20 protein-coding genes are annotated in these 24,924 nt (G+C 71.1%); 16 read left to right on the forward strand and 4 right to left on the reverse strand.

From position 1 onward, the window contains the following. Positions 1–47 precede the first annotated feature (47 nt). The 5 genes from AC1Z4A_RS23540 (at position 48) to AC1Z4A_RS23560 (ending at position 6,513) form a co-directional block, all read left to right on the forward strand. A complete protein-coding gene (locus AC1Z4A_RS23540) occupies positions 48–1,913 on the forward strand; it encodes an acetolactate synthase large subunit (RefSeq protein ID WP_483681835.1) in 1,866 nt (621 codons plus the stop codon). Between the two features lie 34 nt (positions 1,914–1,947). Then, on the forward strand, positions 1,948–2,472 hold the full coding sequence (ilvN, locus tag AC1Z4A_RS23545; RefSeq protein WP_483681836.1) for an acetolactate synthase small subunit: 525 nt from the start codon (positions 1,948–1,950) through the stop codon (positions 2,470–2,472). 119 nt (positions 2,473–2,591) lie between these two features. Continuing rightward, entirely contained in the window at positions 2,592–3,593 is a 1,002-nt protein-coding gene (gene ilvC, locus AC1Z4A_RS23550) for a ketol-acid reductoisomerase (RefSeq protein ID WP_483681837.1), read from the forward strand. A gap of 225 nt (positions 3,594–3,818) precedes the next feature. Beyond that, complete coding sequence (gene serA, locus AC1Z4A_RS23555) at positions 3,819–5,426, forward strand: phosphoglycerate dehydrogenase (RefSeq protein ID WP_483681838.1); 1,608 nt, start codon at positions 3,819–3,821, stop codon at positions 5,424–5,426. Positions 5,427–5,583: 157 nt separating this feature from the next. Next, positions 5,584–6,513 carry a GntR family transcriptional regulator gene (locus AC1Z4A_RS23560; RefSeq protein WP_483681839.1) on the forward strand — a complete coding sequence of 310 codons (930 nt, stop codon included), beginning with the start codon at positions 5,584–5,586 and terminating at the stop codon, positions 6,511–6,513. A 5-nt stretch (positions 6,514–6,518) separates the two neighbouring features. Here AC1Z4A_RS23560 and AC1Z4A_RS23565 read toward each other — a convergent pair whose 3' ends face one another. Continuing rightward, entirely contained in the window at positions 6,519–8,081 is a 1,563-nt protein-coding gene (locus tag AC1Z4A_RS23565) for an MFS transporter (protein ID WP_483681840.1), read from the reverse strand. A 96-nt stretch (positions 8,082–8,177) separates the two neighbouring features. On the opposite strand from AC1Z4A_RS23565, the gene AC1Z4A_RS23570 reads away from it, so the two are divergent. The 3 genes from AC1Z4A_RS23570 (at position 8,178) to AC1Z4A_RS23580 (ending at position 10,315) form a co-directional block, all read left to right on the forward strand. After that, positions 8,178–8,774: a TetR/AcrR family transcriptional regulator gene (locus tag AC1Z4A_RS23570; protein ID WP_483681841.1), complete on the forward strand. Its 597-nt coding sequence runs from the start codon at positions 8,178–8,180 to the stop codon at positions 8,772–8,774. Positions 8,775–8,878: 104 nt separating this feature from the next. Then, positions 8,879–10,099 carry a cytochrome P450 gene (locus AC1Z4A_RS23575; RefSeq protein ID WP_483681842.1) on the forward strand — a complete coding sequence of 407 codons (1,221 nt, stop codon included), beginning with the start codon at positions 8,879–8,881 and terminating at the stop codon, positions 10,097–10,099. Between the two features lie 21 nt (positions 10,100–10,120). Next, entirely contained in the window at positions 10,121–10,315 is a 195-nt protein-coding gene (locus tag AC1Z4A_RS23580) for a ferredoxin (protein ID WP_483681843.1), read from the forward strand. A gap of 21 nt (positions 10,316–10,336) precedes the next feature. On the opposite strand, the gene AC1Z4A_RS23585 is transcribed toward AC1Z4A_RS23580, so the two are convergent. After that, positions 10,337–11,578 (reverse strand): PucR family transcriptional regulator, encoded by a 1,242-nt coding sequence (locus AC1Z4A_RS23585; RefSeq protein ID WP_483681844.1) that lies wholly within the window; start codon positions 11,576–11,578, stop codon positions 10,337–10,339. Positions 11,579–11,756: 178 nt separating this feature from the next. On the opposite strand from AC1Z4A_RS23585, the gene AC1Z4A_RS23590 reads away from it, so the two are divergent. From AC1Z4A_RS23590 to AC1Z4A_RS23600, 3 genes are all read left to right on the forward strand, one after another. Continuing rightward, positions 11,757–12,683, forward strand: a complete 927-nt coding sequence (locus AC1Z4A_RS23590) for a proline dehydrogenase family protein (RefSeq protein ID WP_483681845.1) — start codon at positions 11,757–11,759, stop codon at positions 12,681–12,683. Between the two features lie 44 nt (positions 12,684–12,727). Further along, on the forward strand, positions 12,728–14,359 hold the full coding sequence (gene pruA / locus AC1Z4A_RS23595) for an L-glutamate gamma-semialdehyde dehydrogenase (RefSeq protein ID WP_483681846.1): 1,632 nt from the start codon (positions 12,728–12,730) through the stop codon (positions 14,357–14,359). Positions 14,360–14,656: 297 nt separating this feature from the next. Beyond that, complete coding sequence (locus AC1Z4A_RS23600; RefSeq protein WP_483681847.1) at positions 14,657–14,797, forward strand: hypothetical protein; 141 nt, start codon at positions 14,657–14,659, stop codon at positions 14,795–14,797. Positions 14,798–14,892: 95 nt separating this feature from the next. On the opposite strand, the gene AC1Z4A_RS23605 is transcribed toward AC1Z4A_RS23600, so the two are convergent. Further along, positions 14,893–16,482 (reverse strand): purple acid phosphatase family protein, encoded by a 1,590-nt coding sequence (locus tag AC1Z4A_RS23605; protein ID WP_483681848.1) that lies wholly within the window; start codon positions 16,480–16,482, stop codon positions 14,893–14,895. Positions 16,483–16,612: 130 nt separating this feature from the next. Here AC1Z4A_RS23605 and AC1Z4A_RS23610 point away from each other — a divergent pair, with 130 nt between their 5' ends. The 4 genes from AC1Z4A_RS23610 to cimA all read left to right on the forward strand — a co-directional run bounded on the left by AC1Z4A_RS23610 (position 16,613) and on the right by cimA (position 22,345). Then, the gene (locus tag AC1Z4A_RS23610; protein ID WP_483681849.1) at positions 16,613–17,668 is read left to right on the forward strand and encodes a 3-isopropylmalate dehydrogenase; all 1,056 of its coding nucleotides are present in this window, start codon (positions 16,613–16,615) and stop codon (positions 17,666–17,668) included. A 191-nt stretch (positions 17,669–17,859) separates the two neighbouring features. Next, positions 17,860–18,945, forward strand: coding sequence for a branched-chain amino acid aminotransferase (locus AC1Z4A_RS23615; RefSeq protein WP_483681850.1), 1,086 nt, complete (start codon positions 17,860–17,862; stop codon positions 18,943–18,945). Positions 18,946–19,055: 110 nt separating this feature from the next. After that, a complete protein-coding gene (locus tag AC1Z4A_RS23620; RefSeq protein WP_483681851.1) occupies positions 19,056–20,417 on the forward strand; it encodes an MFS transporter in 1,362 nt (453 codons plus the stop codon). A 281-nt stretch (positions 20,418–20,698) separates the two neighbouring features. Beyond that, entirely contained in the window at positions 20,699–22,345 is a 1,647-nt protein-coding gene (gene cimA / locus AC1Z4A_RS23625; protein ID WP_483681852.1) for a citramalate synthase, read from the forward strand. A gap of 233 nt (positions 22,346–22,578) precedes the next feature. On the opposite strand, the gene AC1Z4A_RS23630 is transcribed toward cimA, so the two are convergent. After that, on the reverse strand, positions 22,579–23,244 hold the full coding sequence (locus AC1Z4A_RS23630) for a TetR/AcrR family transcriptional regulator (RefSeq protein WP_483683699.1): 666 nt from the start codon (positions 23,242–23,244) through the stop codon (positions 22,579–22,581). 131 nt (positions 23,245–23,375) lie between these two features. Between AC1Z4A_RS23630 and AC1Z4A_RS23635 the strand changes: the two genes are divergently transcribed. Next, complete coding sequence (locus AC1Z4A_RS23635; protein ID WP_483681853.1) at positions 23,376–24,920, forward strand: FAD-dependent monooxygenase; 1,545 nt, start codon at positions 23,376–23,378, stop codon at positions 24,918–24,920. Positions 24,921–24,924 lie beyond the last annotated feature (4 nt).

Here is a 24,924-nt window from a genome sequence, read left to right on the forward strand (position 1 = left end):
TCATCTGTCGAACGTCGAAACCTTCGGCGAAACCCTTCGAGAAGAGAATGTCGATGACAGAGCAGGCCACCGGGCCCCACCATCATCCGCAGCCGCGGGCCCGCAGCGGCGGAGCGCAGCAGCCCGCCATCGTGGAGCAGGTCACGGGCGCGCAGTCCCTCATCCGGTCGCTCGAAGAGGTGGGGGCCGAGATCGTCTTCGGGATCCCCGGCGGCGCGATCCTCCCCGCGTACGACCCGATGATGGACTCCTCGAAGGTCCGCCACGTCCTGGTCCGGCACGAGCAGGGCGCGGGCCACGCGGCGACGGGCTATGCGCAGGCCACCGGCAAGGTGGGCGTGTGCATGGCGACCTCGGGGCCCGGTGCGACCAACCTGGTGACCCCCATCGCCGACGCCCACATGGACTCGGTGCCGCTGGTGGCGATCACCGGGCAGGTGGCGTCGAAGTCGATCGGGACGGACGCCTTCCAGGAGGCGGACATCTGCGGCATCACCATGCCGATCACCAAGCACAACTGGCTGGTCACGGACCCCGCGGAGATCCCGCGGACGATCGCCGAGGCCTTCCACGTCGCCTCCACCGGACGACCCGGCCCGGTGCTGGTGGACATCGCCAAGGACGCCCTCCAGGCCCGGACGACCTTCGTCTGGCCGCCGCACACCGACCTGCCCGGCTACCGCCCGGTCACCAAGCCGCACGCCAAGCAGATCCGCGAGGCCGCCAAGCTGCTCACCCAGGCCCGCCGACCGGTGCTCTACGTCGGCGGCGGCGTGCTCAAGGCCGACGCCACGGCCGAGCTGAAGGTCTTCGCCGAGCTGACCGGCGCCCCTGTCACCACGACCCTGATGGCCCTGGGCGCGTTCCCCGACAGCCACCCGCTGCACCTCGGCATGCCCGGCATGCACGGCTCGGTGGCCGCGGTGACCGCGCTGCAGAAGGCCGACCTCATCATCGCCCTCGGCGCCCGCTTCGACGACCGCGTCACCGGCAGGCTGGACAGCTTCGCCCCGCACGCCAAGATCGTCCACGCCGACATCGACCCGGCGGAGATCGGCAAGAACCGCACGGCCGACGTGCCCATCGTCGGCGACGCCCGCGAGGTGCTGGCCGACCTGATCGTCGCAGTCCGGACCGAGCACGCCGAGGGCCACGTCGGCGACTACACCGACTGGTGGGCCGACCTCAGCCGCTGGCGGGACACCTACCCCCTCGGCTACGACCAGCCCGAGGACGGCAGCCTCTCCCCGCAGCAGGTCATCCGGCGCATCGGCCAGCTCGCCCCGGAGAACACCATCTACACCGCGGGCGTCGGCCAGCACCAGATGTGGGCCGCCCACTTCATCGACTACGAGCAGCCCAAGACCTGGCTCAACTCCGGCGGCGCCGGGACCATGGGCTATGCGGTCCCGGCCGCGATGGGCGCCAAGGCCGGCATGCCCGACCGCACGGTCTGGGCCATCGACGGCGACGGCTGCTTCCAGATGACCAATCAGGAACTGGTCACCTGCGCGCTGAACAACATCCCCATCAAGGTCGCCATCATCAACAACGGCGCCCTGGGCATGGTCCGCCAGTGGCAGACGCTCTTCTACAACCAGCGCTACTCCAACACCGTCCTGCACTCCGGCCCGGACGCCGACGGCAAGGAGCCCGCCGCCGGCACCCGCGTCCCCGACTTCGTCAAGCTCTCCGAGGCCATGGGCTGCGTGGGCCTGCGCTGCGAGGACCCGGCGGAGCTGGACGCCGTCATCGAGCAGGCGAACGCGATCAACGACCGCCCCGTCGTGGTGGACTTCATCGTCCACCAGGACGCCATGGTCTGGCCCATGGTCGCCGCGGGCACCTCCAACGACGAGATCCTGGCGGCCCGCGGAGTGCGCCCGGACTTCGACGGCATCGACGACGACTGACCCGCCCCGCCGAGAAAGCCGAGAGACCGATTCCATGACCAAGCACACGCTCTCCGTCCTGGTGGAGAACACGCCCGGCATCCTGGCCAGAGTCGCCGCGCTGTTCTCCCGCCGCGGCTTCAACATCGACTCGCTGGCGGTCGGGGTGACCGAGCACCCCGACATCTCCCGCATCACCATCGTCGTCAACGTCGAGTCGCTGCCGCTGGAACAGGTCACCAAGCAGCTCAACAAGCTCGTCAACGTGCTGAAGATCGTCGAGCTGGAGGACAGCGCGGCCATCCAGCGCGAACTCGTCCTGGTGAAGGTCCGCGCCGACAACGAGACCCGCTCCCAGATCGTCGAGATCGTCCAGCTCTTCCGCGCCAAGACCGTCGACGTCGCCCCCGAGGCCGTCACGATCGAGGCCACCGGCAGCAGCGACAAGCTCGGCGCGATGCTCAAGATGCTGGAGCCGTTCGGCATCAAGGAGCTGGTGCAGTCCGGCACGATCGCCATAGGCCGCGGCGCGCGGTCCATCACGGACCGCAGCCTGCGGGCGCTGGACCGCTCGGCCTGAGCCCCGACGCCGAGCGCCCTATCCAGCCGTTCGGTTTCCGAATAGCGATACCCGAAGACCTTCCCCCGTCCGCCCGTCATACGGTGGGACGCACAACCGCACTCAAGGAGATACCCCACGTGGCTGCCGAGCTGTTCTACGACAACGACGCCGACCTGTCCATCATCCAGGGCCGCAAGGTCGCGGTCCTCGGCTACGGCAGCCAGGGCCACGCCCACGCGCTGTCCCTGCGCGACTCGGGCGTCGACGTCCGCGTGGGCCTGCACGAGGGCTCCACGTCCAAGGCGAAGGCCGAGGAGCAGGGCCTGCGCGTGGTCACCCCCGCCGAGGCCGCGGCCGAGGCCGACGTCATCATGATCCTGGTCCCGGACCCGATCCAGGCCAAGGTCTACGAGGAGGCCGTCCAGGCCAACCTCAAGGACGGCGACGCCCTCTTCTTCGGCCACGGCTTCAACATCCGCTTCGGCTTCATCAAGCCCCCGGCCGGCGTCGACGTCTGCATGGTCGCCCCCAAGGGCCCGGGCCACCTGGTGCGCCGTCAGTACGAGGAGGGCCGCGGCGTCCCCTGCATCGCGGCCGTCGAGCAGGACGCCACCGGCAGCGCCTTCCAGCTCGCCCTCTCCTACGCCAAGGCCATCGGCGGCACCCGGGCCGGCGTCATCAAGACGACCTTCACCGAGGAGACCGAGACCGACCTCTTCGGCGAGCAGGCCGTGCTCTGCGGCGGCGCCTCCGCGCTGGTCAAGGCGGGCTTCGAGACCCTGGTCGAGGCCGGCTACCAGCCCGAGATCGCCTACTTCGAGTGCCTCCACGAGCTGAAGCTCATCGTCGACCTGATGTACGAGGGCGGCCTGGAGAAGATGCGCTGGTCGGTCTCCGAGACCGCCGAGTGGGGCGACTACGTCACCGGCCCGCGCATCGTCACCGACGCCACCAAGGCCGAGATGAAGAAGGTCCTGGGCGAGATCCAGGACGGCACCTTCGCCAACAACTGGATGAAGGAGTACCAGGCCGGCCTGCCCAAGTACAACGAGTACAAGAAGGCCGACCAGGACCACCTGCTCGAGACCACCGGCAAGAAGCTGCGCAAGCTCATGAGCTGGGTGGACGACAAGGAGTAACCCGGGACCGGGGCCGCGGCACCCGCCGCGGCCCCTTTGTCCACTCCGTACGGCCCCGATGGCGTGATCCTTCCGCGCAGGCGGAATACCGGCCCGGATGCGCCGTTACACTGCTCTGCACAAGCGCGTCAGGCTCACAGCGTCGTGCGTCTTCCACGCGGCTGCACCCTTCACCGCCTTCGGCCGTCGGGACGGCCGTCCGCGAAGGACTAGTGAGGACTGAACGTGAGCACTGCTCCCTCGTCTCGTAAACCTGTCGTACTCATCGCCGAAGAGCTGTCGCCCGCCACCGTCGACGCCCTCGGTCCCGACTTCGAGATCCGGCACTGCAACGGCGCCGACCGCGCCGAGCTGCTGCCCGCCGTCGCCGACGTCGACGCGATCCTGGTCCGCTCCGCCACCAAGCTGGACGCCGAGGCCATCGCGGCCGCGAAGAAGCTGCGCGTCATCGCCCGGGCCGGCGTCGGCCTGGACAACGTCGACGTCTCCGCCGCCACCAAGGCCGGCGTCATGGTCGTCAACGCGCCGACGTCCAACATCGTCACCGCCGCCGAGCTGGCGTGCGGTCTGCTGATCGCCACCGCCCGCAACATCCCGCAGGCCAACTCGGCGCTCAAGAACGGCGAGTGGAAGCGGTCCAAGTACACGGGCGTCGAGCTGTCCGAGAAGACGCTCGGTGTGGTCGGCCTGGGCCGCATCGGCGTGCTCGTCGCCCAGCGGATGTCCGCCTTCGGCATGAAGGTCGTCGCCTACGACCCGTATGTGCAGCCCGCCCGGGCCGCGCAGATGGGCGTCAAGCTGCTCTCCCTCGACGAGCTGCTGGAGACCGCCGACTTCATCACCGTGCACCTGCCCAAGACCCCCGAGACGATCGGCCTGATCGGCGACGAGGCGCTGCACAAGGTCAAGCCGAGCGTGCGCATCGTCAACGCCGCGCGCGGCGGGATCGTCGACGAGGCGGCCCTCGCCGCCGCGCTGAAGGAGGGCCGCGTCGCGGGCGCCGGCCTGGACGTGTACGCGTCCGAGCCCTGCACCGACTCCCCGCTCTTCGAGTTCGACAGCGTCGTGGCCACCCCGCACCTGGGCGCTTCCACGGGCGAGGCCCAGGAGAAGGCCGGCATCGCCGTGGCCAAGTCGGTACGGCTGGCGCTCGCCGGCGAGCTGGTGCCGGACGCGGTCAACGTCCAGGGCGGTGTGATCGCCGAGGACGTCAAGCCGGGCCTGCCGCTCGCCGAGAAGCTCGGCCGGATCTTCACCGCGCTGGCCGGCGAGGTCGCGGTCCGCCTCGACGTCGAGGTGTACGGCGAGATCACCCAGCACGATGTGAAGGTGCTCGAACTCTCCGCGCTCAAGGGCGTGTTCGAGGACGTCGTCGACGAGACCGTCTCCTATGTGAACGCCCCGCTGTTCGCCCAGGAGCGCGGCGTCGAGGTGCGGCTCACCACGGGCTCCGAGTCGCCCGACCACCGGAACGTGGTCATCGTGCGCGGCACGCTCGCCGGGGGCGACGAGGTGTCGATCTCCGGCACGCTCGCCGGGCCCAAGAACCTCCAGAAGATCGTCGCCGTCGGCGAGCACGACGTCGACCTCGCCCTCGCCGACCACATGGCCTTCCTGCGGTACGAGGACCGGCCGGGCGTCGTCGGCACCCTGGGCCGCATTCTCGGCGAGGCGGGCATCAACATCGCGGGCATGCAGGTGTCGCGCGCCACGGAGGGCGGCGAGGCGCTGGTTGCGCTGACCATCGACGAGTCGATTCCGGCGACGGTGCTGTCCGAGATCGCCGCGGAGATCGGGGCGGCCTCGGCGCGTGCGGTGGACCTGACCGCCTGACACTCCCTGGTGGACGCGGGCCCGGCGGCACCCCACGCGGGTGCGGCCGGGCCCGCGTTCGTGCTCGTACCGTGCCCGTACCGTGCCCGTACCGTGCCCGTGCCGTGCGTGCGGATTACCGGGCGGCGCGTCGTCCACCGGGCGTACGCTCCTGGGCATGGGTGCACCGGGGCAGTCGGTCGATCCTCCGTATCTCCGCATCGCCGCCGAACTCCGCGGCCGCATCGCCTCCGGCGAGCTGCGCGCGGGCGAGAAGGTTCCCTCCACGCGGCGCATCACCCGGGAGTGGGGCGTGGCGCCCGCCACCGCCGCCAAGGTCCTGGCCGCGCTGCGGCAGGAGGGGCTGGTGCGGGCCGTGCCCGGCGTCGGCACGGTCGTCCGCGCACCCGGCGCCCCGGCCGGGCCGCCCGTGCGGCGGCCGCGGGGCCGGGGCGTGCGGCGGGAGCCGGGGCTCTCGCGCGAGTGCGTGGTGCGCACGGCCGTCGCGATCGCCGACTCCGGCGGCCCGGGCGCGCTGTCCATGCGGGCCATCGCGGCCGAACTCGGCGTCTCCACCATGGCGCTGTACCGCCATGTGCCGGGCAAGGACGAGCTGGTCGGGCTGATGGCGGACGCCGTCTTCGGCGAGGCCGGACTGCCGGAGCGCGCGCCCGCGGACTGGCGGGGGCGGATGGAGGCGTCGGCCCGGGCGCAGTGGGCGCTCCACCGTGCGCATCCCTGGCTGGCGGCGTCGGTGCCGGCCACCGGCCTGCTGCTGTCGCCCCACGCGCTGGAGCTGCTGGAGTGGACCGTGGCCCCGGCCGCGGAACTGGGGCTGGAGGCAGCCGAGTTGCTGCACACGGCCGTCATGCTCGCCGCGTTCGTGCGTGCCGTCGCGGTGAACCTCGACGCGGACGCGGGGCTTCCGGAGATCCCGGCGGCCGGACGCTATCCGGTGTGCGAGCGCGCCCTGGCCGGCGAGGGCGTCGACCTGGGCCCCGACGCGCTGCTCGAGTTCGGGCTGGCCCGGCTGCTGGACGGGCTGGCCCCGCTCATGACGGAGCGGCGCCCCGGCCCGAGTGCCCGGGCGGGGCGCCGCTCCTGCTGAGCCGGTCAGTGCTCGACGGACACCGCAAGCTCCGGCTGCGGTTCCGGCTGCGGCTGCTGCGCGCCGCCGTGGCCGCGCAGAGCCGCCACCGCCACGGCCGCACCGAGGACCAGAACCACCGTGGCACCCGCGGCGGCGATGTGCATGCCGTGGACGAAGGCGTCGCGGGCCGCGGAGAGCAGCGCCTCGCCCGTGCGGCCGGGCATCCGGGCCGCGACCGTGGCCGCGCCCACCACGGTCTCGCGCGCCGACTCCAGTGCACCGTGCGGCAGTCCGGCGGGAGCGTTGCCGGTGACGTCGTGGCGGTAGACGGCCATGCCGATGCTGCCGAAGGCGGCCATGCCCATGGCGCCGCCGAACTCCTGCCCGGCCTCCACCAGCGAGGCGGCCGAACCGGCCTTCTCCGGCGGGGCGGCGGCGAGCGCCATGTCGGAGATCAGGGCCATCACGGTGACGATGCCGCAGGCGATGACGCCACAGGCGATCAGCGTCAGGACCAGTGAGTCCGTACCGGCGCCCATGAGCAGGACGAACCCGGCCGCGGCGACGATGAAGCCCGTGGCGATCACATGGGCCTTGTTCACCTTCTGGCCCATGACGGTGGCCACCGGACCCGCGGCGCCGACGGCGAGCGAGGGGAGCGTGCTCCACAGGGCCGCCTCCAGCGGGCCCTTGCCCAGCACCGACTGGAGGTACTGCGTGGTGAAGTAGGTGGAGCCCATCATGCCGAACATGGCGAGCGTGTTGAGCCCGATGCCCGCCCCGAAGGCGCGGTTCCGGAACAGCTCACGGCTGATCATGGCGTCCCGCGTGCTGCGCTGCCGGAGGACGAAGACCGCCCCGAGCACCAGGCCGACGGCGACGCACAGCAGCAGCGGCAGGCTGAAGCCGTCGGCGGCCATCCGCTTGACCCCGTAGATGACGGGCAGCACCGCGCCCATCGACAGCACCATGCTCGGCAGGTCGAACCGGCCGGGGGCGGGGTCCTTGAACTCGGGCACCAGCAGCGGCACGAACACCAGCAGCATCAGCATCGCGGGCACGTTGACGAGGAAGACCGAGCCCCACCAGAAGTGCTTGAGCATCACTCCGCCGAGCACCGAGCCGAGCGCGATGCCGCCGGCCATGGCGCCGGACCAGATGCCGACGGCCTTGGTGCGCTGTGCGTCGTCCCGGAACATGTTGCGCACGAGTCCCATGGTGCTGGGCATCAGCGTTGCGCCGCCTATGCCCAGGACGAAGCGCGCCGCGATGAGCATCTCGGCGTTCTGCGCGTAGGCGGCCGCGACCGAGGCGGCGCCGAAGGCGGTGGCGCCGAGCATCAGGAGCTTGCGGCGGCCGATCCGGTCGCCGAGCGACCCCATCGTGATCAGCAGCCCGGCCAGCGCGAAGGCGTAGCTGTCGAAGATCCACAACTGCTGGGTGCTGGTCGCGGACAGGTCCTTGGTGATGGCCGGAACGGCGAAGAAGAGGACGGAGACGTCCATCGAGACCAGGAGGAGGGGCAGCAGGAGCACGACAAAGGCCGTCCACTCCCGGCGCCCGGCGCGGGTGCTGGGGTTCGTCATGGCCATGAATATACGGATGTCCTAGACGCTTGTCTATGACGAGCGTCTAGGACGATTGTCTGGGACGGCCGTATGGCGCCGCGCTAGGCTTCCGGCATGGGACATCGCGAAGATCTGCTCGAGGGCGCCAAGCGCTGCCTGATGGAGAAGGGCTGGGTGCGCACGACCGCGCGCGACATCGTGGCGGCCTCCGGCGCCAACCTCGCCTCGATCGGCTACCACTACGGGTCCAAGGACGCGCTGATGATGGAGGGCTTCCTGAAGCTCACCGAGGACTGGGGGGAGGGGATCACCCGCACGCTGGCGGGAGCCGTCGAGGCCAACGCCTCGCACGAGGAGCGGCTCGCCGCGGTCGTCGACGGCATCGTCGCCAACTTCTCGCAGGACCGGCAGTTCTGGTCGGCGCAGCTGGAGGTAATGGGTCAGCTGGACAACCACCCCGAGCTCAAGAAGCGGTTCTCCGAGATGCTGCCGTACGGGCGCGAGGGCCTGGTTGCCGTGTTCGAAGGCGTCGACGACACCGAGGTCCCCGACGTGGCGACGCGGACCAGCGGTCACGTGTACTACTCGCTCTTCACCGGGCTGTGGGTGCTGTGGCTGGTCGACCCGCGGCAGGTGCCGAAAGGCAAGGATGTCGTCGAAGGCCTGCGCCGCATCGTCGCGGGCACCGTGCTGGAGCCGGAGGGCGCATAGCGGCGCCGGGTGGCCGCATTCCGACGGTGCGTACTGGACGCAAGCGGGAGGCTTCGGTGTACTGGTTGCCCGAGGACACCAGTTCGTTCGCCGGGAGGTCTCCCATGACCACAACCGCCGGAAGCCACCCCACCACCGCCCCCGCCTACCCCCAGAACCGCACATGTCCGTACCGCCCGCCCGCCGGGCACCACTCGCTCGCGGAACACGGACCGGTCACCCGGGTCACGCTGTACGACGGCAGCGAGATCTGGTTCGTGACCGGTCACGCCGAGGCCCGGGCCGTGCTCGCCGACCCGCGGTTCTCCTCGGACCGGCGCAACCCCGCCTTCCCCGTCGTCCAGCCCCGCGCCGAGGACCAGGCCGCCAACGAGATCCCGCTCGTCGGCGTCGACGACCCCCGCCACGCCCGCCAGCGCCGGATGCTCATCCCGCGCTTCACCGTCAAGCGCATCGCCGCCATGCGCCCCCAGGTCGAGGCCACGGCCCGCGGCCTCATCGACGCGATGCTCGCCGGGGGCCCGGAGGCCGAACTCGTCTCCGCCTACGCCCTGCCCCTGCCGTCCATGGTCATCTGCTCGCTCCTCGGCGTGCCCTACGCCGACCACGAGTTCTTCGAGGCCCGCTCCCGGGCCCTGCTCGCCGCGGACACCGCGGACGAAGTGCGCGCGGCCCGCAGCGAGCTGCGGGACTACCTGCTCGGGCTCGTGGACGACAAGCGGGACCGGGGCCCCGGCCGCCACCCCGGGCTGCTCGACGAACTGATCGCCGAACAGCTCGCCGACGGCCGCCTGGACCGCGAGGAACTCGTCCTGATGGCCCTCGTCCTGCTCGTCGCGGGCCACGAGACCACGTCCAACATGATCGCCCTCGGCACGTACACCCTCCTCGAACACCCGGACCAGCTCGCCGCGTTGCGCGCCGACCCCGCCCTGGCGCCCCGTGCCGTCGAGGAGCTGCTGCGCTACCTGACCATCGCCGACACCCTCGCGCGTGTCGCCACCGAGGATGTCGAACTCGGCGGGCGGACGATCCGCGCGGGCGAGGGCGTCCTGCTCGCCAACTCGGTGGCCAACCTCGACCCGGCCGCGTACGAGGAGGCCGACACCCTCGACGTCACGCGCTCCGCCCGCCACCACCTCGCCTTCGGCTACGGTGTCCATCAGTGCCTGGGCCAGAACCTGGCCCGCGCGGAGCTGGAGACCGCCCTGGTCTCCCTCCTCACCCGAATTCCCACCCTGCGCCTCGCCGTTCCGGCGGACGAGGTGCCCATCAAACCCGGCGGCACCCTGCAAGGTCTCTACGCCCTCCCGGTCACCTGGTGACCGGAGAAACGGAGCACCGCCATGCGCGTCAGCATCGACTCCGAGGTCTGCATCGGCTCGGGCATGTGCGCCCTGACCGCCCCGGCCGTCTTCACCCAGGACGACGACGGCTACGGCACCGTCCTGCCCGGCCGCGAGGACGGAGCGGGCGACCCGCTCGTCCACGAGGCCGCGCGCTCCTGTCCGGTGCAGGCCATCACCGTCCGGCAGGAGTGAGCCGACGGGAGTGAACCGGTGTCAGGGGCGGTGCAGGCGGTCCGCCTTGAGCGCCATGTGCAGCAGCAGGCGGTCCTCGCCGCTGTCCAGGTCCAGGCCCGTCAGCTGCTCGACGCGGTTGAGCCGGTAGTACAGCGTCTGCCGGTGGATGCCCAGGGCCGACGCCGCGCGGCCCGCCTGACCCGCGCAGTCCAGGAAGACCTCGGCCGTGCGGGCCAGCTCGGTGTGCGCCCGCTCCAGCAGCGGCAGCACCGCCGGGTCCGCCGCCCGCCCGGCCGTCAGCCCGGTCAGCACCCGGTACGGGCCGATGCCCGCCCACTCCGCCACCGGCCCCAGCCGCCGCTCCGCCATGGCCGCCCGCGCCGCGGACAGCGCCTCCGCCCATGCCTCCGGCAGCTCGGCCAGCCCCCGCCGGGGCGTGCCGATCCCGGCCGCCGCCTGCGCGGGGCCCGGGCGGCCCGCCCGCGGCGAGCGCAGCAGCCGGTCGGCGGCCGTCTGCGCCGGGGCCGGCGACGACGTGGCCCGCAGCCGGATCAGCGCGGCCAGCGCCGCCGAGCCGTCGGGCAGCGAGCCCGGCACCGCGCACAGCGCCGCCACCCCCGACTGGGCGGCCAGCGCCGAGCCCGTACCGTCCGGGCCGGACTGCTCCGCCTCGCCCTCGCCCTCCGCCGCCGTGTGCCACGGCGCGACCGCCACCACCGTCAGCGGCCCGTCCGCCGCCGCCCCCAGCGCCTCCCGCAGCGCGGCCCGCGCCACCTCCCGGCCGGCGGGCCGGGCGGTCAGCAGATCCCGCAGCAGCTCGCCCAGCTCGGCCCCGGCCCGTGCCTCGGCGGCCAGCAGCGCACCGATCCGGGCCGCGCTCTCCATGGCCTGCGCCAGCCCGGGGTCCGCATGCGGCACGCGCAGGTCCAATTCCGCCAGGTGCCCGTCGTCCAGCAGCCACACATACCCATGCACCACGCCCCGGTGACGCACGGGCAGGCAGATGCGGCCCTTGAAGACGCCCGCCGCCGGATCCGGCGGGATCCGCAGCGGCGCCTGCGCCCGCGCGATGCCGAACGCCTCGAACCACGCCCGCACCGCCGCCGTCGACCGCCGCTGGAGGATCGACCTGGTGCGCACCGGGTCCATCGTCAGCTCGAGGTCGTCGTCCCCGCCGTGGGCGCCGAAGGCGATCAGCACGAAATCGCGGTCCTCCAGCGTCGCAGGGGCGCCGAGCGCCGCCGAGATCTCGTCCACGAGCTGCTGATACTCGCCTCGCATGCCGCGCCTCACTCCCTCCGGTATCCGCCGGTCCTCATTGTCATACATCTGTCTGAGATCCCGGCCACGAATGCGTGACAGCTGTCGATGGCTCCGCGGTGGCGTGAACCCTACGTTTCACGTTGAGTTACTTATGCCGTCATCCCAGGTGGGAACGGCCGTCATCGTGGAGGTGCCCGTGCTGGGTCCCGTGATCCTCGCTGCGTCGCGCAGCGACAAGATGCGCCGCTTCGTCTCGGCTGCCCCGGGCACCAAGCAGGTCGTCGACCGCTTCATCGCGGGCGAGACCGTCGACCAGGTCATCCCGATCGTCAAGGACGCCGCCGCCAAGGGGCTGGAGGTCACCCTGGACGTGGTCGGCGAGGACATCACCACGGTCGAGCAGTCCTACGCCGCGCGCGACGCCTACCTGGAGCTGATCGAGCGCCTGAAGGACCTGGACCTGGGCGCGCGGGCCGAGATGTCCGTCAAGCTCTCCATGTTCGGCCAAGCCCTGGAGGGCGGCCACGAGCTGGCCCTCGCCAACGTCCGCCCGGTCGTCGAGGCCGCCGCCGCCATCGGCACCACGGTTACGCTGGACGCGGAGGACCACACCACCCTCGACTCGATGTTCGCCATCCACGAGGAGCTGCGGAAGGACTTCCCGCAGACCGGCTGCGTCATCCAGGCGTACCTCTTCCGGACCGAGGACGACGCCCGGCGGCTGGCCGCTGCCGGCAGCCGCGTGCGCATCGTGAAGGGCGCCTACAAGGAGCCCGCCTCCGTCGCGTACCAGGACAAGGCCGAGATCGACAAGGCGTTCGTCCGCATCCTCAAGATCCTCATGGCCGGCTCGGGCTACCCCATGATCGGATCGCACGACCCGCGTCTGATCGCCATCGCCCAGGAGCTGGCGCTGAAGGCGGGGCGCAAGCTGGACGAGTACGAGTTCCAGATGCTGTACGGCATCCGCAGCGACGAGCACGTCCGCCTGGCCGCGGAGGGCCACCGCATGCGCGTCTACACGGCCTACGGCACCGACTGGTACGGCTACTTCATGCGCCGCCTGGCCGAGAAGCCCGCGAACCTGATGTTCTTCGCCCGCTCCATCCTCACCAAGGGCTGAGCACCACCCCGATCCCCCCGAGCCCCGAAGGAGAAACGGAACCCATGGACGCTGTGACCCAGGTCCCCGCGCCGGTCAACGAGCCGGTGCACACCTACGCCCCCGGCTCCGCCGAGCGCACCCGGCTGGAGGCCAAGCTCAAGGAGCTGGCCGACAACCCCATCGACCTGCCGATGACCATCGGCGGCGAGAAGCGGATGGGCGGCGGCGCGCCGTTCAAGGTCGTCCAGCCGCACAACCACGCGGCCGTCCTCGGCACCTTCAACAACGCCACCCAGCAGGACGCGCAGGACGCGATCGACGCCGCGCTGGCCGCCGCCCCGGCCTGGCGCGCGATGTCCTTCGACGACCGCGCCGCGATCATCCTGCGCGCGGCCGAGCTGCTGGCCGGCCCGTGGCGCGAGACGCTGGCCGCCTCCACCATGCTGGGCCAGTCCAAGACCGCCCAGCAGGCCGAGATCGACACACCCTGCGAGCTGGTCGACTTCTGGCGCTTCAACGTGCACTTCGCGCGCCAGATCCTCGCCGAGCAGCCGGTCGCCAACTCCGCCGGTGTGTGGAACCGCAGCGACCACCGCCCGCTCGAGGGCTTCGTCTACGCGATCACGCCGTTCAACTTCACGGCCATCGCCGGCAACCTGCCGACCGCCCCGGCCCTCATGGGCAACGTGGTCGTCTGGAAGCCGTCCCCGACGCAGACCCACTCCGCCGTGCTGCTGATGCAGCTCCTGGAGGAGGCCGGCCTGCCCAAGGGCGTCATCAACCTGGTGACCGGCGACGGCGTCGCGGTCTCCGAGGTGGCCCTGAACCACCCGGAGCTGGCGGGCATCCACTTCACCGGCTCGACCAGGACCTTCCAGTACCTGTGGAAGACGGTCGGCACCAACATCGAGAAGTACCGCTCCTACCCGCGCCTGGTCGGCGAGACCGGCGGCAAGGACTTCGTCGTCGCCCACCCGAGCGCCGACCGCGCCGTGCTCAAGACCGCGCTGACCCGCGGCTCCTTCGAGTTCCAGGGCCAGAAGTGCTCGGCCTCCTCCCGCGCCTACGTCCCGCGCTCCATCTGGGAGGACGGCTTCAGGGAGGAGTTCGCGGCCGAGGTCGACGGCATCACCATGGGTGACGTCACCGACCTGTCGAACTTCATCGGTGCCGTCATCGACGACCGCGCCTTCGCCAAGAACAAGGCCGCGATCGACCGCGCCAAGGCCGACCCCACCTGCACGGTCGTCGCGGGCGGCACGTACGACGACTCGGTGGGCTACTTCGTCCGGCCGACCGTCATCGAGTGCACGGACCCGGAGAACGAGGTCTTCACGACCGAGTACTTCGGCCCGATCCTGGCCGTCCACGTCTACGAGGACGCCGACTTCGACGCGATGCTGGCCCAGATGGAGTCCGTCTCGGCGTACGCCCTGACCGGCTCGATCATCGCCGCCGACCGCGCCGCGGCCGCCGACGCGATGGAGAAGCTCCGCTTCGCCGCGGGCAACTTCTACATCAACGACAAGTCGACCGGCGCCGTCGTCGGCCAGCAGCCCTTCGGCGGCGGCCGCGCCTCCGGCACCAACGACAAGGCCGGCGCCGCGAGCAACCTGCAGCGCTGGGTGTCGACCCGCTCCATCAAGGAGACCCTGGTCCCGCCGACCGAGTACGGCTACCCGCACATGGGCTGATTCCCGGCCCTCCCATGTGAGCCCCGCCCCCGTCCGGCCCACCAGCCGGCCGGGGGCGGTGTCGTTGTCTCAGATAGTAGGAAGTCCGAGTAATAGTGGAGACAGCACGCCCGGTTTGACCTAGCGTGGAAGAAGCCGAACGTTCCGCTCCATCGAGCGACGGCGGTCGCGGCCCGGTGCCCGAGTGCAGGTGACCCCTGCGGCAACCCGGCCCCCGCCCCTTCTCCCGGCTTCGATCCTTCTCATTTCCCGCTCGTCCGGCCCCTTGTGCCCGGTTCAGCAGAGGAGACGTGACCCATGGCCGAAACCGCCGTCCGCAGGATCCGCCGCGCCCGCAGGGCCGAGAACGCCGAACGCCAGGCCGACCGGGCCAACGCCGCCGCCGCGCTCCAGCGCGCGCTCGACCGTCGCGACAACGGCGGCGTGACCGGTCACTGAGCCGGGAGGGCCGGCCCGGCGTCACCGGCCCGGCGTCACCGGTCCGAGTCGTGGCCCTCGGACCCGCGCGCACCCGGCCGTGTGACGTCGCTGTGCTATTCCTTCTCGGTTCCGCTCCGCGTCACCTCGAAGTGATCGATCCGCTCCCCGCTCTCCGCCAGGGCCGTCACCCGCAGCCTGGGGTGGCGGCCGGGCTCGGCCTCGACGGCGAGGAACGAGTAGCCCGTGTAGCGCACCCGTGACCACTCCACCTTCTCCGGGCTCTTCGCCTTGCCCTCGGTCCAGTGGTAGCTGTCGATGCTGTCCACGTTCTTCACGTGGCCCTCGTAGCTGTCCGGCGCGGGGAAGTCGTACAGCGACTTCCCGGCGGCGCCCGCGGTGACGTACACGATGCCGTCGCGGGAGGAGTCGGTGGAGGCGCCGATCGGGACCTTCCGCCCGACGCGGCCGTGCTTTATCGCGTCGGTGCGCTCGTAGACGTGGTTGTGGCCGTTGATCACCAGGTCGACCTGGTGCTTCTCGAACAGCGGCAGCCACTGGTCGCGCACTCCGCCGTCCGAGGCGTGCCCGTTCGTCGTGGAGTAGGCGCAGTGGTGGAAGAAGACCACGATGAAGTCGACGTCGCGCTGCCCGCGCAGCTCCCGCAGCCGCCGGTCGAGCCATCTGGTCTGCCGGCCGCTGCTGTAGCCCGTGTTGGCGGTGATCTCGTACGAGACGTCGTTGGCGTCCAGCGACACCACGGCCACGTTGCCGTAGGTGAAGGAGTAGACGCCCGGCGAGTGCCGCGGGTCGAAGCCGTTGTCCGGCAGGGCCCAGCGGGCGCTCTGGCCGCCGTAGCCGTTGGGGGAGTACCAGGCCTCCATGTCGTGGTTGCCGGTGGCGACCATCCACGGCACGGACTTGGCCACCGACTCGGTCTGGGCCAGGAACTGGTCCCAGGACCGGGCGTCGTAGACGTCGGAGGGCTTGCCGGCGCCGCTGTCGTCCGCGTAGCAGATGTCGCCCGCGTGCAGGTGGAACGCCGGGTTCTGACCGAGGATCACCTGGTCGTTGGCGAGGGCGTGGTAGCTGACGCCCTGGTCGCCGAAGGCCGTGAAGACGAACTTCTCGGGGCGCGCGGGTGCGGTGCTGAAGGTGCCGATGGTCGAGAAGTGCCGGCCGTCGGCGGGGTCGAAGCCGTCGTGGCCGACGCCGTAGTAGTAGGTCTGCCCGGGGCGGAGGTTGTCGAGGGCCGCGTGCAGGTAGACCTGGTCGACGGCGGGGAGCTTCTTGGACAGGGCGGGAGTGTGCAGGTCGCGCACCTCGGCCGGGATCTTCTGGCTGAGGTCCCAGGGCTTCAGCCCCACACGGACGTACGGGCGCCGGACCGCGAACGGCACCTGCCAGGAGATCCGCATCTGGGTCTTGGGGTCGGCGCCGAAGGCGAGGTGCCGGCCGAAGGGCGCGACGAGCGAGCCGTCGACCTTGGCCGTGGCCGGCGAGGTGATCAGCGTGGGCGAGAGCGGCCGGGCGTACGCGGTGGGGCCGGCGCCCAGCAGGCCCGTGCCTGCGACGGCTCCGGCGCCGGCGGCACCGGCGCGCAGCATCCCGCGCCGGGTGAACTTGCCGCGGAGGTACTCGTGCTGTTCGGGCATCGTCATGCGGGCCGCGAGGCGTTCGGGGATTCCTACCCGTGGTGTGTCCATGCCGGGAAAAGTGCCAGGGATCGGCGAAGAGGACACGTACTTTGTATGAACGTGGCCTGTCCGGCTCGCAATGTGTCCACATGATGGACTGTGCGTGTCATAAAGCGGGACGGGGGAGTACGGTCCGGGTATGTCTCGCAGCATTCGCCTCGCAGTGATCCCCGGGGACGGAATCGGCCCCGAAGTCGTGGCCCAGGGCCTCAAAGTGCTCTCGGCCGTGCTCCCTTCGGACGTGAAGGTGGAGACCCGGGAGTACGATCTCGGCGCCCGCCGCTGGCACGCGACGGGCGAGACCCTGCCCGACGCCGAGCTGGAGTCGCTCAAGCAGCACGACGCCATCCTCCTCGGCGCGATCGGCGATCCCTCCGTGCCGTCCGGCGTCCTCGAGCGCGGACTGCTGCTGAAGCTGCGCTTCGCCTTCGACCACTACGTCAACCTGCGCCCGTCGAAGCTGCTGCCCAACACGCCCACCCCGCTGGCCGGCCGACCCGAGATCGACTTCGTCGTCGTCCGCGAGGGCACCGAGGGCCCGTACACCGGCAACGGCGGCTCGCTGCGCACCGGCACCCCCGCCGAGGTGGCCACCGAGGTCAGCGTCAACACCGCCTACGGCGTGGAGCGTGTGGTCCGCGACGCCTACGAGCGCGCGCAGGCCCGCCCGCGCAAGAAGCTGACTCTCGTGCACAAGAACAACGTCCTGGTGTACGCCGGCCATCTCTGGAAGAACATCTTCGACCGGGTCGGCCGCGAGTACCCCGAGGTCACCACCGACTACCTGCACGTCGACGCCGCGACGATCTTCTTCGTCACCCAGCCCGAGCGCTTCGACTTGATCGTCACCGACAACCTCTTCGGCGACATCCTCACCGACCTCGCCGCCGCCGTCACCGGCGGCATCGGGCTCGCCGCCTCCGGCAACATCAACCCCGGCGGCGCGTTCCCCTCGATGTTCGAGCCGGTGCACGGCTCCGCGCCCGACATCGCGGGCACCGGAAAGGCCGACCCCACGGCCACGGTCCTCTCCGTCGCCCTCCTCCTGCGCCACCTCGGCTACACCGCGGAGGCGGAGCGCATCGAGACGGCGGTGGCGGAGGACGTCACCTCCAGGGACGGTTCGCAGCGCAGCACGGACCAGGTGGGCGACGCGCTCGTATCCCGGGTACTGGCCGCCTCCGTAGCCGACTGACCGGACGGCTGTGCCCAGCGCGCGGTCGGATGCCACCATCGATTACCGGCCGCGCGCACGTTTTCCGTCAGGCCCCTCACGAGCGATAATCGAACGTGGGGCCGCGAAAGAGGCGAAGCTCGAACGTCCTCAACCGATCGGGACGGAGTGAGCGCGGTCCGCCACACACCAAGGTGAAGGACACGCATCTCATGACGACGCCCACGATCGAGCTCAAGCCCTCCTCGCACCCGCTGTCCGACGCGGAGCGGGAGCAGATCCTGGCCAGCCCCGGCTTCGGCCGCCACTTCACCGACCACATGGTGACCGTGAAGTGGACCGAGGGCCGCGGCTGGCACGACGCCCAGCTCGTTCCGTACGCGCCGCTGTCGATCGACCCGGCGAACATGACGCTCCACTACGCCCAGGCCATCTTCGAGGGCCTCAAGGCGTACCGGCAGCCCGACGGCACGGTGGCCACCTTCCGCCCGGAGGAGAACGCCAGGCGCTTCCAGGCCTCGGCCCGCCGGCTGGCCATGCCGGAGCTGCCCGTCGAGACCTTCATCGAGGCGTGCGACGCCCTGGTGAAGCAGGACAACGCGTGGGTGCCGGGCACCGGCGAGCAGTCGCTCTACCTGCGCCCGTTCATGATCGCTACCGAGGTCGGGCTGGGTGTGCGCCCGTCCAACGAGTACCTCTTCGTCGTCATCGCCTCGCCCGCCGGTCCCTACTTCCCCGGTGGCGTCAAGCCGGTCTCCGTGTGGCTCTCCGAGGAGTACGTCCGTGCCGCCCCCGGCGGCACCGGCGCCGCCAAGTGCGCGGGCAACTACGCCGCCTCCCTGGTCGCCCAGGCCCAGGCCGCCGAGCACGGCTGCGACCAGGTCGTCTGGCTCGACGCGGTGGAGCGCCGCTGGATCGAGGAGATGGGCGGCATGAACCTGTACTTCGTGTTCGGGAACCGGATCGTCACCCCTGAGCTGACGGGTTCTCTGCTGCCGGGCATCACCCGCAAGTCGCTGCTGCAGATCGCCGAGGACCTGGGCTACGAGGTGTCCGAGGGCCGCATCTCCGTGGACGACTGGAAGAGCGGCAATGCGGACGGCTCGCTGACCGAGGTGTTCGCGTGCGGTACGGCCGCCGTCATCACGCCGGTCGGTTCGGTGAAGTCGACCCGGGCGAACTGGACCGTCGGGGACGGCCGGCCGGGCGAGGTGACCATGAAGCTCCGCAAGGCGCTGCTGGACATCCAGACCGGTGCCGTCGAGGACATCCACGGCTGGATGCACCCGCTGGGCTAAGGCAGTTGAGGGCCCGGGCAAGGGCCCGTGACCGCAACGCACGAAAGTACGCGTGATCGTTGTGGCCGGACCCTTGCCCGGGACCCTTCGCTCCGCCACCGTTTCCCCTCATGGAAACGTCAACGGGGCACTGGAAGAAGATCTGGGTCGGCTCGGCCGGGAACATGGTCGAGTGGTTCGACTGGTTCGTCTACGCCAGTTTCGCCACCTACTTCGCGGGCGCCTTCTTCCCGTCGGGCAACGACACCGCCAAGCTCATGAACACCGCGGGCATCTTCGCCGTCGGCTTCTTCATGCGGCCCGTGGGCGGCTGGCTGCTCGGCCGCATCGGCGACCGGCGCGGCCGCAAGGCGGCGCTCACGCTGACCGTCACCCTGATGTCCGCGTCGGCCGTGCTGATCGCCGTCGCCCCCACCTACGCGGTCGCCGGCTACGGGGGAGCGGCCGTCCTGCTCGTCGCCCGGCTCCTCCAGGGACTCTCGGTGGGCGGCGAGTACGCGGCCAGTGCCACCTATCTCACCGAGGCGTCCGCGCCCGGCCGCCGGGGCTTCGCCTCCAGCTTCCAGTACGTCTCCATGACCGCCGGCCAGCTCCTCGGCCTGGCGCTGCTGATCCTGCTCCAGCACACGCTCACCGGGGCGGAACTGCACAGCTGGGGCTGGCGCATTCCGTTCGCCGTCGGCGCCCTCGGCGCGGCCGTCATCTTCTACCTGCGGCGCACCATGCTGGAGACGGAGGTCTACGAGGAGTCCGACGGGACGGCCGCCGAGGACCGGGGCACGATCAGGGCGCTGTGGCGGCACAGACGCGAGGCGCTGCTGGTGATCGCGCTGACCATGGGCGGCACGGTGGCGTACTACACGTACACCACCTACCTGACGAAGTACCTCTCCAACAGCGCGGGCCTGTCCAAGCAGACCGCCACCCTGGTCAGCTTCTGCGCGCTGCTGGTCTTCGCCTGCCTCCAGCCGCTGGCGGGCGCGCTCTCGGACCGGATCGGGCGGCGCCCGCTGCTGATCACCTTCGCGGTCGGCTCCACCTTCCTGACCGTGCCGATCATGACGCTGCTCAAGCACGCCGGGTCCTTCTGGCCCGCCCTGGGCCTGTCGCTGTTCGCCCTGGTCGTCGTCACCGGCTACACGTCGATCAACGCGTGCGTGAAGGCGGAGCTGTTCCCCACGGGCGTGCGGTCGCTGGGGGTCGCCCTGCCGTACGCGATCGCCAATGCGCTCTTCGGCGGGACGGCGGAATACGTGGCCCTGTGGTTCAAGAAGGGCGGCCTGGAGTCGGGCTTCTCCTGGTACGTGGCGGGCTGCGCGGCGGTCTCGCTGGTCGTCTACCTCACGATGCGGGAGACGAAGGACGTCGATCTCGCGCGGGCGGCGGCTGACGGAGAGCAGGCCGCAGGGGAGCGGGCCGAGGGCGTGGCCGAAAGCGGCACCCCGCCCCGACCTGGGGTGCCCGCATCCTGAGACTCTTCCGCACCAAGGACCGGACCTGTGCCAGGATGCCCCCATGCTCCCGTTCGCCATGATTATTGGTGACAGGCGCGCCGGTCCGCAGTGACCGCCTCGTACCACCCCGTACGACGCGGACACCGTCGTCCCAGACCCGCGCGCAGACCTCTCGCACCCGCGAGGGGTCTTTGCGTTTTCCGGCCCACCCCGCCGGGGACGCAGGGCGAGGGATCATAGGGGGACGGTGGAACCGGTCATTCCGGTAGACCGACATCCTCACAGGAGTCAGATCAGCAATGACGGACGCAACCGACGGCCACGACGACTGCTCCGGCCGCCCCCACGACGGGGACCGCGTCGACGACGCCTTCCACGTCTTCGACACCACCCTGCGCGACGGCGCGCAGCGCGAGGGCATCAACCTCACCGTCGCGGACAAGCTGACGATCGCCCGGCACCTGGACGACTACGGCGTCGGCTTCATCGAGGGCGGCTGGCCCGGCGCCAACCCCCGCGACACCGAGTTCTTCCGGCGCGCGGGCAAGGAGATCGACTTCCGGCACGCGCAGCTGGTCGCCTTCGGCGCCACCCGCAAGCCGGGCGTACGGGCCGAGGACGACCCCCAGGTCGCCGCCCTGCTCGACTCCGGGGCCCCCGTGATCACCCTGGTGGCCAAGTCCCACGACCGGCACGTGGAACTCGCCCTGCGCACCACGCTCGACGAGAACCTCGCGATGGTCCGCGACACCGTGGCCCACCTGCGCTCCCGCGGCCGCCGCGTCTTCGTCGACTGCGAGCACTTCTTCGACGGCTACCGCGCCAACCCCGGCTACGCCACCCAGGTCGTCCGCACCGCCCACGAGGCCGGCGCCGACGTCGTCGTCCTCTGCGACACCAACGGCGGCATGCTCCCCGCCCAGGTCGGGGCCGTCGTCCGCACCGTGCTCGAGGACACCGGCGCCCGCCTGGGCATCCATGCCCAGGACGACACCGGCTGCGCCGTGGCCAACACCCTGGCCGCCGTGGACGCGGGCGCCACGCACGTGCAGTGCACCGCCAACGGCTACGGCGAGCGCGTGGGCAACTCCAACCTCTTCCCCGTGGTCGCCGCCCTGGAGCTGAAGTACGACCGCCGCGTGCTGCCGCCCGGGAAGCTGGCCGAGACGACCCGCATCTCGCACGCCATCGCCGAGGTCGTCAACCTCACGCCGTCCACGCACCAGCCGTACGTGGGCCTCTCCGCCTTCGCGCACAAGGCGGGCCTGCACGCCTCTGCCATCAAGGTCGATCCGGACCTCTACCAGCACATCGACCCCGAGCGGGTCGGCAACACCATGCGGATGCTGGTCTCCGACATGGCCGGCCGGGCGTCGATCGAGCTGAAGGGCAAGGAACTCGGCATCGACCTCGGCGGGAACCGCGAGCTGATCGGCCGCGTCGTCGAGCGCGTCAAGGCGCGTGAACTCGCCGGCTACACGTACGAGGCCGCCGACGCCTCCTTCGAGCTGCTGCTGCGCGCCGAGGTGGAGGGCCGGGCCCGCCGCTACTACCGCGTGGAGTCCTGGCGCGCGATCGCCGAGGACCGCCCCGACGGCACGCACGCCAACGAGGCGACTGTGAAGCTGTGGGCCAAGGGCGAGCGCATCGTCGCCACCGCCGAGGGCAACGGCCCGGTCAACGCCCTCGACCGCGCCCTGCGGGTGGCGCTGGAGCGCATCTATCCGCAGCTGGCCTCGCTGAAGCTGACGGACTACAAGGTCCGCATCCTGGAGGGCAGCCGGGGCACGGGCTCGATCACCCGGGTCCTGGTCTCGACGAGCGACGAGCGGGGCGAGTGGTCGACGGTAGGGGTGGGCGAAAACGTCATCGCGGCCTCCTGGCAGGCCCTGGACGACGCCTTCGCCTACGGCCTGAGGCGAGCGGGAGTGGAGCCGCAGGAGTAATCCGGGATGCCGTCCCGGTTGTGGGCAATCGTTCCTCCCCCAGCTACCGCTGGGAGGTGCCCCCAGGCGATGGGGGTGCCCCCATGCCGTTCAGGCAATGGGGGAGGGTGGGCACAACCGGACCACCGGCCCGCACCCACCCGGGGTCTGGGGGCGGAGCCCCCCCCACGCGGCGGAGCCGCAAATCGACACAGCCGGGAAGGGGCGGGGTGGGGGAAAGAACCCACTGGGACCTAGCCCCCGTACACCGCCCCGAACCCGCCCCCCAGCAAGTCATACGCCCGATCCGCATCCGCATGCGCCTCCGCCAGCGCATCCGCAACCCCCCGCCCCCCGGCCAGCTTCCGCCAGTTCTCCTGCGCAAGCCGGTGATGAACGGTGATGATCTGCGCCGCCGCCAGCCCGGCCGTCAGCGCGTCGGCGACGCCGCCCCCGTCGTCGCCACCGTCCCCACCCGCCTCCACCAGCGCTCCGGCCAGCAACTCCTCGTCCCGCTCGGCGTAGCGCACCAGCCGGGCCAGCAGGCTGGGCGTCGTGTAGAGCATGTCGTTGAACGCCCGCACGGTGGCGTTCTCGTTGAGGCCCGTGATCGGGTCGTGGGCGTCGAGGCGCGCGTGGAAGTGCGCACGCAGCGCGCCCAGCGGTGACTGGCCTGCCGCCCGGCCGCGCACGACACGCGCGGCCTCGCCCTGGTGGTCGGCGATCCGGTGGAGGGCCAGATCCTCCTTGGCCGGGAAGTAGCGGAACAGCGTCGGTTTCGACACCTCGACCGCTGCCGCGACGTCCGCCACGGACACCTGGTCGAAGCCGCGCTTCAGGAACAGCTCCACGGCGGTGTCCGAGAGCGCCTGGCGTGTGCGCTGCTTCTTGCGTTCCCGCAGACCGGGCTGCTCGTCCACGTTGTTTGCGTTGCTCACGTCGTCCACGGTGTCACTCTAGCAGGTGACGTTACCCGGACTCTTTCGTTACTCAGTTGCATTTTCTTGAGATCGGGTCTTTCATGGGACCACCGACAACGGAGGGGAATCGCATGACTGCCACGGCGACGGCCACTGCCACCACCATTGCCACCACCAACGTGCTGATCGCGGGCGCCGGGCCGACCGGGCTCACGCTCGCCTGCACGCTCGCCCGTGCGGGAGTATCCGTACGGATCATCGACAAGTCCCCTGAGTTCCACCGGACGTCACGCGGCAAAGGACTCAACCAGCGCAGCCGCGAGCTGCTCGACGACCTCGGGTTGGGGGAGCGGCTCGCCGCCTCGGGGACCGAGCACATCACTCTGCGCAAGTACCGCAACGGGACGCCGATCGCCGACACGGTCTCCTTCGGGGACCGCGTCCCCACCCCCGACACCCCCTACGCCAGCGGGCTGCTCATCCCGCAGTGGCGCACCGAGGAGATCCTGCGGGAGCGGCTCGCCGAGTACGGCGTCCAGGTCGAACTCGGCAGCGAGCTGACGGAGTTCGAGCAGGGCCAGGACGGGGTCACGGCCGTGCTCGCCGACGGCCGCAGCATCCGGGCCGGGTATCTCGTGGGCTGCGACGGCGGCCACAGCCCCGTGCGCAAGGCGCTCGGAGTGCGCTTGGAGGGCAGGACGGAGGCCGAGGAGTGCATGATCATCGGGGACGTCCGGGCCGACGGCCTCGACACCGGCTACTGGCACCAGTGGTTCGACGAGGACGCCGCGCTGATGCTCTGCCCCTTCCCGGGCAGCTCGCACTGGCAGTTGCAGGGGTCTCCCGAGCGTGATGCCGAGGGCCGGCTCCTGCCGGCCTCGCTGGAGGTCTTCCAGCGGCTCTTCGACCGGTGCGCCCGCATACCGGGGGTGCGCCTCACCGACCCCACCTGGTTCTCCACCTACCGCATCAACGTGCGCATGGCCGACCGCTTCCGGGTGGGCCGGGTCTTCCTCGCCGGGGACGCGGCGCACGTCCACTCGATAGCGGGCGGGCTGGGCATGAACACCGGTATTCAGGACGCGTTCAACCTGGGCTGGAAGCTGGCGTTCGTGGTGCGCGGGCTGGCCGGCCCCGGGCTGCTGGACACCTACGAGGAGGAGCGGCTGCCCATCGCGGCGTGGACGCTCGACCTCACGGACGAACGGCTGCGCGCGGTGCTCGAAGGCGTCCGGAAGGCGGGCGTCGGCACCGAAGCGGTGGTCACGGACGACGTCACCACGCTGGGGATCGGCTACGGCTGGAGCGGTCTGGCGTGGGGCGGCCCCAAGGCGGGGGAGCGGGCTCCCGACGCGCCCTGCCGGGATGCCGTGACCGGTGCGCCGGTGCGGCTGTTCGAAGTCTTCGCGGGGCCGCGCTTCACCCTGCTCGGCTTCGGCGCGGACAGTGCTGCAGCACTGACGCAGGTGGCGGCCGAGTACGGGGACGGGGTGCGCACGTGCCTGATCGACGGGCCGGGGGAGGGGATCGAGGACCGCGAGGGCCACGCCCGGCGGGCCTATGGGATCGAGGGTGACGGGCTGGTGCTCGTACGCCCCGACAACTACATCGCGCTGAGTGCGGCGGCGGACCGAGGCGCCGATGTCATCGACTGCCTGAAGCGCCTCGGTCGCTGATCCG

It is taken from the genome of Streptomyces sp. 17_S59, assembly GCF_056930295.1.

Bases quoted from the DNA above. Each gene is read 5' to 3' on its own strand.
- AC1Z4A_RS23605 (WP_483681848.1), bottom strand. From the start codon at position 16,482: ATGGACACACCACGGGTAGGAATCCCCGAACGCCTCGCGGCCCGCATG.
- ilvN (WP_483681836.1), top strand. From the start codon at position 1,948: ATGACCAAGCACACGCTCTCCGTCCTGGTGGAGAACACGCCCGGCATC.
- AC1Z4A_RS23600 (WP_483681847.1), top strand. From the start codon at position 14,657: ATGGCCGAAACCGCCGTCCGCAGGATCCGCCGCGCCCGCAGGGCCGAG.
- AC1Z4A_RS23615 (WP_483681850.1), top strand. From the start codon at position 17,860: ATGACGACGCCCACGATCGAGCTCAAGCCCTCCTCGCACCCGCTGTCC.
- AC1Z4A_RS23570 (WP_483681841.1), top strand. From the start codon at position 8,178: ATGGGACATCGCGAAGATCTGCTCGAGGGCGCCAAGCGCTGCCTGATG.
- pruA (WP_483681846.1), top strand. From the start codon at position 12,728: ATGGACGCTGTGACCCAGGTCCCCGCGCCGGTCAACGAGCCGGTGCAC.
- AC1Z4A_RS23560 (WP_483681839.1), top strand. From the start codon at position 5,584: ATGGGTGCACCGGGGCAGTCGGTCGATCCTCCGTATCTCCGCATCGCC.
- AC1Z4A_RS23575 (WP_483681842.1), top strand. From the start codon at position 8,879: ATGACCACAACCGCCGGAAGCCACCCCACCACCGCCCCCGCCTACCCC.
- AC1Z4A_RS23580 (WP_483681843.1), top strand. From the start codon at position 10,121: ATGCGCGTCAGCATCGACTCCGAGGTCTGCATCGGCTCGGGCATGTGC.
- AC1Z4A_RS23620 (WP_483681851.1), top strand. From the start codon at position 19,056: ATGGAAACGTCAACGGGGCACTGGAAGAAGATCTGGGTCGGCTCGGCC.
- AC1Z4A_RS23610 (WP_483681849.1), top strand. From the start codon at position 16,613: ATGTCTCGCAGCATTCGCCTCGCAGTGATCCCCGGGGACGGAATCGGC.
- AC1Z4A_RS23635 (WP_483681853.1), top strand. From the start codon at position 23,376: ATGACTGCCACGGCGACGGCCACTGCCACCACCATTGCCACCACCAAC.
- AC1Z4A_RS23585 (WP_483681844.1), bottom strand. From the start codon at position 11,578: ATGCGAGGCGAGTATCAGCAGCTCGTGGACGAGATCTCGGCGGCGCTC.
- AC1Z4A_RS23565 (WP_483681840.1), bottom strand. From the start codon at position 8,081: ATGACGAACCCCAGCACCCGCGCCGGGCGCCGGGAGTGGACGGCCTTT.
- AC1Z4A_RS23540 (WP_483681835.1), top strand. From the start codon at position 48: ATGTCGATGACAGAGCAGGCCACCGGGCCCCACCATCATCCGCAGCCG.
- cimA (WP_483681852.1), top strand. From the start codon at position 20,699: ATGACGGACGCAACCGACGGCCACGACGACTGCTCCGGCCGCCCCCAC.